The organism is Nocardioides endophyticus, from assembly GCF_039543845.1.
GTDB classification, from domain to species: Bacteria; Actinomycetota; Actinomycetes; order Propionibacteriales; family Nocardioidaceae; genus Nocardioides; species Nocardioides endophyticus.
The window spans coordinates 172,940-185,184 of record NZ_BAABKN010000027.1; the positions used below are offsets into that span (position 1 = coordinate 172,940).

The window sequence follows — 12,245 nt, forward strand, 5'->3', positions numbered from 1 at the left end:
CAGCTCAGGTCGGCGTGAGGTCGGTCGCGACGATCCGACGCGGGTGGAGGGTCACCTTGCTGCGGGTCTCACCGGGGGCGTCGTGGTCGTGGAAGTCGTGGCCGTAGCGGGCTCCGGCGTGGGCCGCGAACGCGAAGACGGGGTCTGGCTCCATCTGGACGTCGGCACGCACCTCGAGGGTCCGGTACTTGTTGTCCGGGTCGACCACGAACAGCGTCGCCACCGGCGTACGGCGCAGGTTGCGCGCCTTGCGCCGCGCGTCGTTGAGGGAGATCTGGAACCGCCCCGTCGCCTCGTCGAAGTGGAAGGCGACGGCGGTGACCTGGATCCCCCCGTCGGGCGTGAGCGTGGACAGCGTCGCCGTCATCGCTCGAGTGAGGTCCCGATGGCTCTCGGGCACGACGCGGGCGGACCAGCCGGCAGCGATCCCGTCGAGGGTCGAGGCCAGGTCAGCCGGTGCGGAGAGGAACGGCGAGTGGTCGCCGGCGATGACGACGGCAGGGCGGCCGGTCAGGGCCAGCGCGGCCCAGTCGCTCCACGGGGCACCGACGGCCGCGTCGGCGTCGGTCCGGACCAGCACGGACGGGACGCGGATCTGGCGCAGCTCGGCCGGGGGCACCATCCCGGCGAGACCTTGCGGACGGATCCGGGTGGCCGCGGCGGCAGCGACGTCCGGGGGGCAGGCGGAGTAGAAGTAGCGGATCGCGTCGGCCTGCGACATGTGCACCATGCCGTCGTCGCCGACCGGGTTGGCCTCCGGCGGGATCAGCAGCAGGTCGGCGGGCTGGTCCGGCGCCTGCTCCGCCGAGTAGGGGATGGCCGGGCAGAGCAGGATCAGGCCCACCAGCGGGAGCCGTTCCTCCAGGGCGAGCGCGGTGGCCGCGCCGAGTGAGTGCGCCACCACGACCAGCGGCTCACCCGTGTCGAACGCCGCGACTGCGGCCGCGACGTACTCCTCGGGGCCGGCTGTCGGGTCGTCGACGGGCAGGTCCACCAACCGGACCTGGTGTCCGAGCGCCTCGAGCTCGGGCACCAGCAGCCCCCAGCACGAGCTGTTGTGGGCCCCGCCGTGGACCAGACCGACGATCATGACGCTCCTCCTGAAGGGAATCCGCCGGCCTTGGAGACCATGGACGGGACGGTTGTGCCGAGCCGCTCGCCGACGTACTCCGCGGCCGAGACGAGCGCCGGGACGGAGAGCCCCGAGGACAGCCGGGAGCGGTCCAGGAGGTAGACGAGGTCCTCGGTCGCGATGTTGCCGGTGGCACGCGGGGCGAACGGGCAGCCGCCGATGCCGCCGATGCTCGCGTCCAGGACGCGCACACCACCGTCGAGCGCAGCGACCGCGTTGGCGTAGCCCGTGTTGCGGGTGTTGTGGAAGTGCGCCCGCAGGGGGATGTCGGTCAACGTGCGCGCGATGCCGAAGAGCTCGGTCACCTGGCGCGGCACGCCGACGCCGATCGTGTCGGCCAGCGCGATCTCGACCGCGCCGGCCGCGGCGGCCCGGGCGACCAGGCCGGCCACCACGTCCACCTGCACCTCGCCCTCGAACGGGCATCCGAAGGCGGTGGCGACGGTGACCGATGCGGGCAGACCGACGGACGCGGCGGCCTCGAGGACCTCCTCCACCATCACCGCCAGGGCGTCGGTCGACGCGTTCTGGTTGCGTCGGTTGAACGTGTCGCTGGCGGCAATAACCAGGTTGATCTCGTTGACGCCGGACTCGAGCGCCCGCTCGAAACCGCGTCGGTTCAGCACCAACCCGATGTAGGAGACGTCCTCCCGCTCCGGGACCTGGGCCATCACCTTCTCGGCGTCGGCCATCTGGGGCACGGCATCGGGGCGGACGAAGGAGACGGCTTCCATCCGCCGCACGCCGGCGGCGATGGCGAGCTCGATCAGACGGACCTTGTCCTCGGTGGCCAGGATCGTCGACTCGTTCTGCAGGCCGTCGCGGGGCGCGACCTCGACGACCTCGACATCGTTGACCCCGGGGATGCTCACGCCAGCACCGCCGCACGACGATCGCTCAGCGTCTCGACGCGGGTCGCGGCGACGTAGCCCTCGCGGACCGCGGTCTTGTAGGACCGCGGGAGGAGCGCATCGCCGACGTACTCGACCGGGACCCCGAGGTCCTCGAGCCATGGCTCGCGGCGCGGGGCAGCGCGCACGACCATGACGACGAGACCCGCTCGGTGGGTGGAGAAGGTGTGGCCCATGACGTCCTCGACCTCGGCGGAGGTGGGGTCGATCGCGGTCACCATCGAGAGGGTGAGCGCCTCGAAGCGACCGGTCCCGCGCAGACGCCCGATCGCGGTCGCGGGTCGCCCGGTCGCGTCGATGGGCAGGCCCACCGAGGCGAACGGCGTCACGAAGGTGACGCGGGTCCCGTGGCTGACCAGGAGCTCGGCGACGCCGAGAGCGGGGTAGTCGCCGATCTCGTCGAGCACCACCGCGTGGTCGGGGAAGTCGGTCATCGTCAGCACCGCGGTCGTGTCGACGACGTGGTGCAGGTCCGCTCCGGGAATGGCTGCGCCCGGTCGAGCAGACTGCCGGGCCCCGGTCTTCGGGGTGGAGCCCGTGGCAGCGATGACCACGTCAGGCGCGGTCGCCAGCACCTGCTCGCGGTCGGCCCGGGTGCCGAGCCGGACATCGACGCCCTCGCGGTCGAGCTCACGGGCGGACCACGCCGTGATGTCGAGCATTCCGGGGGCGTTCGGGATCACGGCGGCGGCGCGGCGAGCGAGGCCGCCGAGCTGCTCGCTCTCCTCGAAGAGTGTGACGACGTGGCCGGCGACGGCTGCCACCCGGGCAGCCTCCATCCCGGCCGGACCGCCACCCACCACCGTCACGCGTCGGGTGCGACGCGTGGGCGTCGGCAGGTCACGGGTGCCGGCGCCGCCAGGCAGGGCTGGGTTCACGGCGCAGCGGATGGCGCCCTGGGTGATGATCGAGCGCTGGCACTCGTTGCACCCGATGCAGGGCCGAACCCGGGCCGCCTCACCACCGGTCGACTTGCGGACCAGGTCGGGATCGGCGATGTGGGCACGGGTCATGCCGATGAGGTCGCACACGCCCGAGGCGATGGCCGCGTCCGCGTGCTCGAGGGTGCGGTAGCGACCGGTGACGAGGGTCGGCACCGCGAGCCCCCGCGACGGGACTTCGTTCCACGCGAGCTCGTAGCCAGCGTCCCGCTCCATCCCGCCGGTCATCAGGGGGAAGGACTCGGGCGTGCGGCCGCCCAGGGAGAAGCCGACCATGTCGACCAGTCCGCGCTCCTCGAGGACGCGGCCGACGGCCAGCAGGCCCTCGGAGTCCAGTCCGCCCGGTCCGATGTCCGCACTCAACCGGACGCCGAGCACGAAGCCGGGTCGGGTCTCGGCTCGCATCCGTTCCAGTATCTCGGTCAGGTAGCGGAGCCGGTTGGCGAAGCTGCCCCCGTAGTCGTCCTCGCGGCGGTTGTAGAGCGGTGAGAGGAAGTGGTTGACCAGGTAGTGATGTGCGCCGTGGACCTCGCAGCCGTCGAGGCCGGCGTCCGACATCACCTTCGCCGCGTGGACGAACGCGTCCTGGATCTCGGCGATCTCGCCCAGGGTCATGGCGCGCGCGGGTGCGCCGTTGATCCCGTCGTTGTCCGACGGGGAGTAGGCCGGCACACCTTCGGGCAGCGGGGGCGACGCGGCCCCACCGTGGTTGGCCTGCCCGATCAGCGCGGCACCCTCGGCGTGAACGGCCGCGGCGAGCCGGGACAGCCCCGGCCCGACGTCCTCGCGGTAGAGCTGGAACGACGCCGGCCGGTAGGTCGGGTGCACCGCTCCAGCCTCGGTGATGAGCAGCCCCACCCCACCGCGAGCCCTGGCGACCAGGTAGTCGATGAGCGTGTCGGAGACGAGTCCCTGCTCGGCGTAGCCGGTCATGTGCGCCGTGGTCGTGACCCGGTTGCGCACCGTCAGCTCACCGATCTGCAACGGCGAGAGGACCGACTCGAACCTCACCCTCAGACCGAGCTTCCACCCGAGTAGCGGACCCATGTCGGTCGGGCCCACTCCCCCTCGAAGCGCGCGGCCGCGAGTGACCCCTCGGTGATCGCGGGTTCGAGCGTGCGCGGGCCGAGGGCGTCGCCAATCACGTAGAGCCTCGGGATGTCCTCGAGCTGGGCCTGGAAGTCGTGGTCGGGGATGGCTCCGGACATGAACACGAACGCGTTCACGTCGAGCACCGTGAGGCGGTTGGGGGCAGCGAGGGGAGCAATGGTGACCCGGCCTGGCTCCACGGCGTGCACCAGCGTGCGCGTGTAGAGCTCGTAGTTGCCCTTGTAGAGCTCCTCCGCGTGGGGTGCGGCGGCGTAGTCGTACGCCACAGGGATGTTTGCGGCCAGGTTGGAGAAGCGCGTGACGTGGTGGACCTGGTGGCCCGCGCGGACCAGCGTCTCCGCGACGTCGATGCCTTCGTAGTGCCCGATCTCGTCGACCAGGAGCACCGGACCCGTGATGTCCGCGCCCGCCATCACGTCCCAGCCGGTGTGCAGCTCGACGTCGTCCAGGCCGGCCGGCGGCTCGCCCGGGCGCCAGGCCTGGAAGCCGTCGCGGCGTGGGGTGGCACCCGTTGCGACGACGACCTCGTCGGCTCCGATCGCGTCGACGTCGGCGCGGGAACGAAGATCCGAGCCAAGGACGACCTCGACGCCGAGCCGCGCCATCTCGTTCTCGTAGTAGGGCAGCAGGTCCGCGAGGTCGGAACGCGAGGGCGAGAGCTTGATCAGGTTGAGCTGGCCGCCGAGACGGTCGGACCTCTCGTGGAGCACGACACGGTGCCCGGCCAGGGCGCACGATCGCGCGGCTTCCATGCCTGCCGGCCCGCCGCCGATGACGAGCACGGTGCGCTGTCGCCGGCTGACCTGCATCAGCGCGTCACCGCGGGTGCTCTCGTGGCCGCACGCCGGGTTGACGACGCAACCCATCAGGCCACGACTGGTGAGACCGCCGGCGCACGCCTGGTTGCAGGAGATGCACGGGCGCACCTCAGCGAGGCGCCCTTCCTGGGTCTTGCGGACCAGGTGGGGGTCGGCGATCAGGGCCCGGACCATCGAGACCATGTCTGCCTCACCGTTGCGCAGAATCCGCTCGGCGTCCTGGAGGGAGAGGATCCGTCCGGTGATCATGGTCGGCAGCGTCGCCTGCTTGGTGATCGCACCGGTGGCCTGCTGGACCATGTAGCCGCGCGGCTCCCGGGTGACGCCGATCAGCTTGGAGCGTCGGTAGTGGGATCCGTACGAGATGTTGAGGTAGTCGACCAGCCCGTCCCGCTCGAGACCGTGCATCACCTCCACGATGTCGTCCGCCGTGGTCATGTGGTCGGCGCCGTCGGGCGAGAGCCGAACGCCGAGCACGAAGCCCGTCCCCACGCGCGCTCGGATCGCTCGCAGGGTCTCGACCAGGATCCGGGCACGGTTCTCCAGCGAACCGCCGTACTCGTCGGTGCGTAGGTTGGTGGCCGGCGACAGGAACGACGAGAAGATGTAGCTGTGGCCGCCGTGCACCTCGACGCCGTCCAGACCTGCCGCCTTGACCCGGCCGGCCGCGGCTGCGAAGCCCTCGATGACCTCGTCGATCATGGTCTTGGTCATCGGTCGCGGCACGATGTTGAGCACCGGGTCCACGATCGCGGAGGCCGCCCAGGGTGCAGACCCGTCGTGGGCGTACAGGGTCGGGCCACCGTGCATGAGCTGCTGGAACAGCTTCATTCCCTCGCCCTGCACCGCCGCCGCCATGTCGGCCAGACCATCGACGATGTCGTCGGTGGTGAGGTCTAGGAAGCCCGGGGCGCTCCAGTGCACCTGGCCGCCCTCGGCGAAGCCCAGGGCGACACCGCCGCGAGCCCGCTCCAGCTGGTAGGCCTTCATGGTCTCGCTGACCATGCCCCGGGCGAAGCCGGTGCCGTGCGCGGCCCGCACGATGCGGTTGCGTAGCGTCACGTTGCCGATGGTCAGCGGCTGCCACACGAGCTCCAGTGCCCGCTCGTTCTCTTCACTCAGGTCCACTGCGCTCACCGACGTACTCCCTCGTTGTCTCGCTGTGGCCGCTCAGGAGAGCTGGTCGCGCAGCACGTTCTTCTGGATCTTGCCGGTCACGTTGCGGGGGAAGTCGTCGACGACGATCACCCGGATCGGGACCTTGTACTTCGCCAGCCGTTCGGCCACATGAGCGATCACGACGCTCTCGTCGATTGTCCGCCCCTCCTCCGCGACCACGACCGCGTAGCCGACCTCGCCCCACTTCTCGTCGGGCATCCCGACGACGGCCGCGTCCTGGACGTCAGGATGAGCCGCGATCACACGCTCGACCTCGGCCGCGAAGACGTTCTCCCCGCCAGACTTGTACATGTCCTTGAAGCGGCCCCGCAGCGCGACGTACCCGTCCTCGTCGATCGACACGGCGTCGCCGCACTTGAACCAGCCGGCCTGCGTGTCCGGGTCGGTGTCGGCCTCGCGGCGCCAGTAGCCGGGAGAGATCGACGGCCCGCGGACCCAGGCCTCGCCGACCCCACCCGGAGCCACGTCCTCATTGGTCACCGGGTCGACCACACGGATCTGGACGTGCTGGACCGGGTAGCCCACCGTGTGCGACTTCTCGACGCGCATCGACTTGGGCATCAGGGTCATGCTGGGGCCCATCTCTGTGGCGCCCCAGCCGGCCTGCAGCTCGAGGCCGCGCTCGCTGTAGTAGGCGCCGACGTCGGGCGGGATGGCGCCGCCACCGACCATGCCGGCGTCGATGTGGGCGTACGACGCGTCCGGCGCCGAGTTCTCCAGGATCATCCGCCACATGACCGGCGCAGCGTTGAAGTGCGTGAATCCGTGTGACGCGTTGCCGAGCAGCTCGGCGGCCCGCGGAGGATCGAAGCGGCGCATGATGCTGATCCGGCCACCTGCCATCAGGGTCGGGTTGACGATCGCGTTCAGACCCGCGGCGTGGAAGAGCGGAAGCGCACTCAGGTAGCGGGCGGGCGGACCGCTGATCGCCATCTCGTGCTGGACGTTCATCGCGTGCCAGGCCATCCCGCCCAGGGTGATCAGTGCGCCCTTGGGCAGCCCGGTGGTCCCCGACGTGTAGAGCATCTGTGTGGTCTGGTCGCTGAGGTAGCGCCCCGTCGGCCGGTGCGCGGCCGCGTTGTCCATCAGCACGTCGAGATCGCGCGGCGCATCGGGGCAGGACCAGCTGGCCAGCCTCAGGTCGAGCTGCTCGGACAATTGCGTCGCGGTCGCCTGCCAGGTGTCGTCGTGGACCAGCAGCGAGACCTCGGCGTCCTTGCAGAGGACCTCGATCTCCAGGGTCGTGAGTCGCCAGTTGAACGGCACGAAGATGGCGCCGGAGCGGATGCATGCGAACTGCAGCGCGAGGGTGCGCCAGTCGTCGTCCGCGATCAGGCCGACCCGGTCACCACGACGGATACCGAGCTCGGCGAGGACGGTGCTGAGCCGCGCGACCCGGTCCTCGAGCTGGTTCCACGTCACCTGTTGACCGCTGTCGAGACTCTCGACAGCGATCTCGGTGCCGTAGCGGCCGGCGTTGAAGGCGACCCAGTCGGTCAGGTGAGTGGCCACTCTGCTGCTCCTCGAAGGTCGTGACGGTGGGAAGGTGCTGGCCCGCGAGCGCATGGTCCATTGTGGCCCCGGTCACGAATCAAGCGGTCGAGCGCCGAGAAACCTAACACCATGTGGTTTGTTGGTCAACGGTCAGAACACCCGGTTCTCCCGACCGACCGTGCAGGACACAGGGAACGGCAGCGCGCGCTGATCGCTCGCGATGCGCCCGGCGACGTCGCGAGCCGAGGCGACGTCGGGGAACCAGACCTCGAGCATGCCGTCCCAGGAGCGCGCGGGCACCTCGCGGCCGCCGAGCCCGGAGTCCGCATCGAGGGCGACGCTCCAGCGGTGGGCGAGCGCGACCTCCGCGCCCGGGATAGCTGACAAGGCCGCCACGAGTCGTCGCCCCGAACCCTCGTCGACTCCGACAGTCGAGGCGAAGACGAAGAGTGTGCGGCCGTCCGACGTTCGCGACTCCGGGGGTCCACCGAACGACTCCACCAGCAGCACGGGCGACATCGACGCGCGGTCGGTGAAGGCAGCCTCGTCCGGAACGGCTTCCTCCTGGTACTCCGGACTCTCGCGCAGCATCTCGATCGCGGCCAGGTCGGCGAACGTCGCGAGGGGCACCCCGTCGTGGCGCCAGGAGTGCGGCCGGCCAGCCGGCTGCTCCTCGGGGTCGATGTGGGCCTGGGTGTACGCCGCGAGGCCGGGCATCCGCCGGGCGATGGCCGCGTGCTCCTCGCGCCAATGGCGCGAGAACTCCTCCCACGTGAGCTCCGGCCTGCGCCGGACGGGGGCGACCGAGCGGATGGATCGGGACCTCGTCGTCATGGGTCCAGAGTGGCGTGCGCCACATCTATTCGTCAAACCTTTGACAATTGTCGTTGGGTTGAGGACAGTGGACTCGTCCCCACAGCGGGGACACCAGATCCGCGCAGAACCCACCAGAGGAGGGGCCGCCGTGATTCACCACCTGGCCATCACACCGAAGAACTTCGACGTGTCGCACAAGTTCTACACCGAGGTCATGGGCTTCGAACTCGTCAAGATCGTCAAGCGCCAGGCCATGGGCGGCGCCAAGTCGGGCTGGACCAAGCATGTGTTCTACGAGACCGCCAAGGGCTCGGGCTCCTACTTCGTCCTGTGGGACCTGCACCTCAACGGTGTCGACCTGCCCGAGGACTGGGACCCGTCGATCTCGGTCGGTCTGGGGCTCCCCTGGTGGATCAACCACATCGCCTTCGAGGTCGGAGACCTCGACGAGCTCGAGGTGAAGAAGCAGCACTGGCTGGCCAACGGCCAGAAGGTGAGCGAGGTCGTCCACGAGTTCATCACGTCGATCTACACCAAGGACCCGGACGGCAACATGGTCGAGTTCACGACCAACACCCGTCCGCTCACCGAGGAGGACAAGATCGAGGCACTGGAGCTCCTCGCGAACGACGAGCCCGCCTCCGACCCGGACTACCCGGGAGTCATCTACCTGCCGGACGGCCGGATCATCGAGGCCCCGTCCTCCTCCTGACCCGGCCCCGATCCGGCTGTTCCAGTTCGACCCGCCCCGTGCGGGCAAACCACGAGAGGTGGCCTGCCATGGGCTGGTCGATGTACACCGCGAAGTTCGGCGCCACGAGGCCGTCCTTCCTCCCCGTCGTCGAGGACCCGGAGCACGCCACCGAGGTGGTGCACCGGGGCCTCGACTGGATGTTTCCCGAGGTCCTGATCACCGCTGACACCGCGGCTATCCGTCTGTCGATGAACGCACCGTCGGCCGAGGCCGCGCTGGCACACCTGCGGGGAAGCTACAAGTCCGCGCTGTACACGGCCGGCGTCTGGCAGGTGGGCAACTGGCCGCTGCACCTGCTCAGTGTGGAGGCCGGGCTGCCCGCCGAGGTCCAGGCGGCCGTGGACGGCGGCGCCGAGCTCGCGGGCACCGTACAGCACGGGGATGGTCTCCATCTCGTCGGCTGACCCGGCGCACGGGCTCCCCGGCGGGTCAGACCTTCGCCTTGCCCCGTCGTCCGTTCGACTTACGGGCGTCCTTCAGCTGGATCGAGCTCTCGATGATCGAGATCATCGACGAGGCCATCACCTCGAAGAGCTCCACCGTCGACATGCCTCGCGCCTTGAGCGCTGCGTGCAGGTGGGGCGTGGCCAGCTCGGAGCCCTCGGGCTCCGCCGGACCCACCAGGCCGACCTCCTGCAGGGCACTGGTGATGGCGAGCAGCTCCAGGCTCTCCATCAGCGGCGCGATCATGGACAGAGGAACGCCCTCGTCCTGCAGGCGCTGGACGCTGGCCTCCACCTCGGCCAGGCCGATTCCGAGCGGCGCGCGTCGCAGCATGATGGGGATCAGCTCGGGGTGGGACACCAACGCCTGCCGGGTCCGGTAGGCGTTGAGCGGAAGCCACACCCGCCAGTTCTCGTTCTCCTCGCGCGGCGTCGCCACGTCGGCCAGGGCGAGCAGCGTGACACCCACGAGGATGTCGTCCTTGTTCTTGAAGTGGTGGTAGAGCGAGGCGCCGTTGACGTTGAGGGCCTCTCCGAGCCGACGGATGCTGAGCGCAGACAAGCCCTCGGAGTCGACGATCTCCAACGCTGCCTCGAGAGCCTTGCGCCGCGAGATGAGCGGCACCTTCGGTCGAGCCATGGAGGATCTCCTTCGAAACGGCCGCCGGTGCGGCTCATCGTGCGACAGACTTTAATCGATCATCGTTGGCATGTGCACGGTCTCGCGCGCACTTCGTCGGCGCGCCGATGACGGCCGACGAGCTGGCCGGCCGTGTCGCCCGACCTGCAACCAGCACACCCGGACGCAACGCAGCTCGGACCATCGCCATCGTGGCCGTGCTCATGTCCGTCTCGCCGTTCACGGTGGACATGTACCTGCCGGCTCTCCCCCGCATCCAGCACGATCTCGGCGCGACGCCTTCCCAGGTACAGCTCTCGCTGACGGGCGTGCTCCTCGGCCTGGCGCTGGGCCAGCTCGTCATCGGCCCACTGGCCGACGCCTTCGGTCGTCGTCGGCCGGTGATGATCGGCCTCGCCTGCCACGTCCTTGCCTCGCTGCTGTGCTTCCAGGCCCACGACGTCTTCCTCCTCGCGGGGCTTCGTTTCCTGCAGGGCCTGGCCTGCGCTGCGGTTGCCGTGGTCTCCATGGCCACCGTGCGGGACCTCTTCGCCGGCGCCGACTACGCCCGGGTGATGTCACGGATGTTCCTGGTCATCGGCATCGCGCCGGTCATCGCCCCGGCGATCGGCGGGGTGATCCTGTCGTTCACCGACTGGTCCGCGATCTTCCTCGGGTTGGCCGGCCTGGGCCTGGGCCTGCTCGTCATCAGCATCGTCGCCTTTCCCGAGACGTTGCCACCCGAGCGCCGCAACCCTCCGACATTCGCGGCCAGCGCCACGTCGTACCGTGCGCTCCTGTCGGACCCGACGTACCTTGCGCTGATCCTCGTCGGCGGACTGATGTTCTCGACCCTGTTCAGTTACGTGTCCGGCGCGTCCTTCGTGTTCCAGGACCGGTTCGGGCTCAGCGCGCAGCAGTTCACCGTGGTCTTCGCGTCCAACGCGGTCGCACTCACCGTCCTCGCGCAGGTGAACCCGATGCTGATCCGCCGGTTCGGACCGGCCCGCGTGCTCACGTGTGCGACCGTCACCGGCCTGGCCAGCGCGGTCGCCCTCCTCCTGATGCTCACCGTGCTGGACGCGGGCACCGTCCCCGTGATCGGGGCCTTGGCCGTGAGCGTGGCGTCCTACGGCGTGAGCATGCCCAACAGCCAGGGCCTGGCCCTGAACCGACAGGGACACCGGGCCGGGACGGCGGCCGCCCTGATGGGGTTCACGCAGTTCGTGATCGGAAGTATGGTCGCCCCGACGGTGGGTCTCGGCGGCGCCGACGGCGTGGCCATGGCGGCCACCATGGTGGCCGCCACCGCGGGCGCGACCACCCTCATGGTGGTGGTGGTACGACGGCATCCCGACACCATGGCCGTCCGTTGAATCGCTTTACACCCCGAATCCATCACTGTTAAGTTTCCGCCATGTCCCACCTCTCCCGCGACGAACGACCCCTGGTGGTGGGCATCGGCGGCACCGTCCGCAGCGACTCCAGCTCCGAGGCCGGCCTGCGGTCCGCGCTCGCGGCCGCCGAGTCTGCCGGGGCACGCACCATCTGCCTGACAGCGCACGACATCGCACTTCCGTTCTACGAGCAGCGCACGCCACGATCGGCGAGCGCTGTCCGCCTCGTCGAGACCCTCCGCGCTGCGGACGGCCTGATCGTGTCGAGCCCGGGCTATCACGGAGCCATCTCGGGCCTGGTCAAGAACGCCCTCGACTACGCAGAGGACCTCGCCGCGGATCCGCGGCCCTACCTCGACGGCCTGCCCGTCGGGTGCGTGGGGGTCGCCTACGGCAAGCAGGCTGCGGTGGCCGTGATCGACCAGCTCCGCAGTATCGCCCACGCGCTGCGCGCCTTCCCGACGCCGTACGCCGCGGCGGTGGTCGCTGAGCGGGGCGCCTTTCTCGACGGCCGGTGCGTCGACCCGGAGCTGGATGCCCAGTTCGCCCGCGTGGGCGTCCAGGTCGCGACCTTCGCCGCGGCCACCCGGGTCGCCCCCGGGCGCTTCGAGCCGGTCGCCTGACGAATACC

11 protein-coding genes are annotated in these 12,245 nt (G+C 69.9%); 4 read left to right on the forward strand and 7 right to left on the reverse strand.

The window, feature by feature from the left end; genetic code table 11:
* Positions 1-4 precede the first annotated feature (4 nt).
* From ABEA33_RS21365 to ABEA33_RS21390, 6 genes are all read right to left on the reverse strand, one after another.
* Entirely contained in the window at positions 5-1,090 is a 1,086-nt protein-coding gene (locus tag ABEA33_RS21365) for a TIGR03618 family F420-dependent PPOX class oxidoreductase (RefSeq protein WP_345529047.1), read from the reverse strand.
* Entirely contained in the window at positions 1,087-2,004 is a 918-nt protein-coding gene (locus tag ABEA33_RS21370; protein WP_345529048.1) for a hydroxymethylglutaryl-CoA lyase, read from the reverse strand. Before ABEA33_RS21370 ends, ABEA33_RS21365 begins: the two co-directional genes overlap by 4 nt.
* Complete coding sequence (locus ABEA33_RS21375; RefSeq protein WP_345529049.1) at positions 2,001-3,995, reverse strand: oxidoreductase; 1,995 nt, start codon at positions 3,993-3,995, stop codon at positions 2,001-2,003. The genes ABEA33_RS21370 and ABEA33_RS21375 overlap by 4 nt, the downstream gene beginning before the upstream one ends.
* 2 nt (positions 3,996-3,997) lie before the next feature.
* Positions 3,998-6,049, reverse strand: coding sequence for an oxidoreductase (locus ABEA33_RS21380; protein WP_345529050.1), 2,052 nt, complete (start codon positions 6,047-6,049; stop codon positions 3,998-4,000).
* Between the two features lie 33 nt (positions 6,050-6,082).
* Positions 6,083-7,603, reverse strand: coding sequence for a class I adenylate-forming enzyme family protein (locus tag ABEA33_RS21385; protein WP_345529051.1), 1,521 nt, complete (start codon positions 7,601-7,603; stop codon positions 6,083-6,085).
* 132 nt (positions 7,604-7,735) lie between these two features.
* The gene (locus tag ABEA33_RS21390) at positions 7,736-8,419 is read right to left on the reverse strand and encodes an EthD domain-containing protein (protein WP_345529052.1); all 684 of its coding nucleotides are present in this window, start codon (positions 8,417-8,419) and stop codon (positions 7,736-7,738) included.
* 130 nt (positions 8,420-8,549) lie between these two features.
* Here ABEA33_RS21390 and ABEA33_RS21395 point away from each other — a divergent pair, with 130 nt between their 5' ends.
* The gene (locus tag ABEA33_RS21395) at positions 8,550-9,113 is read left to right on the forward strand and encodes a VOC family protein (RefSeq protein ID WP_345529053.1); all 564 of its coding nucleotides are present in this window, start codon (positions 8,550-8,552) and stop codon (positions 9,111-9,113) included.
* Positions 9,114-9,181: 68 nt separating this feature from the next.
* A complete protein-coding gene (locus ABEA33_RS21400; protein ID WP_345529054.1) occupies positions 9,182-9,559 on the forward strand; it encodes a hypothetical protein in 378 nt (125 codons plus the stop codon).
* Positions 9,560-9,584: 25 nt separating this feature from the next.
* Here the strand turns inward: ABEA33_RS21400 and ABEA33_RS21405 are convergent, their stop codons facing one another.
* The gene (locus tag ABEA33_RS21405; RefSeq protein ID WP_345529055.1) at positions 9,585-10,238 is read right to left on the reverse strand and encodes a TetR/AcrR family transcriptional regulator; all 654 of its coding nucleotides are present in this window, start codon (positions 10,236-10,238) and stop codon (positions 9,585-9,587) included.
* Positions 10,239-10,345: 107 nt separating this feature from the next.
* Between ABEA33_RS21405 and ABEA33_RS21410 the strand changes: the two genes are divergently transcribed.
* On the forward strand, positions 10,346-11,593 hold the full coding sequence (locus tag ABEA33_RS21410; RefSeq protein WP_345529056.1) for a multidrug effflux MFS transporter: 1,248 nt from the start codon (positions 10,346-10,348) through the stop codon (positions 11,591-11,593).
* A 41-nt stretch (positions 11,594-11,634) separates the two neighbouring features.
* The gene (locus ABEA33_RS21415; RefSeq protein ID WP_345529057.1) at positions 11,635-12,237 is read left to right on the forward strand and encodes an NADPH-dependent FMN reductase; all 603 of its coding nucleotides are present in this window, start codon (positions 11,635-11,637) and stop codon (positions 12,235-12,237) included.
* Positions 12,238-12,245: the final 8 nt, after the last annotated feature.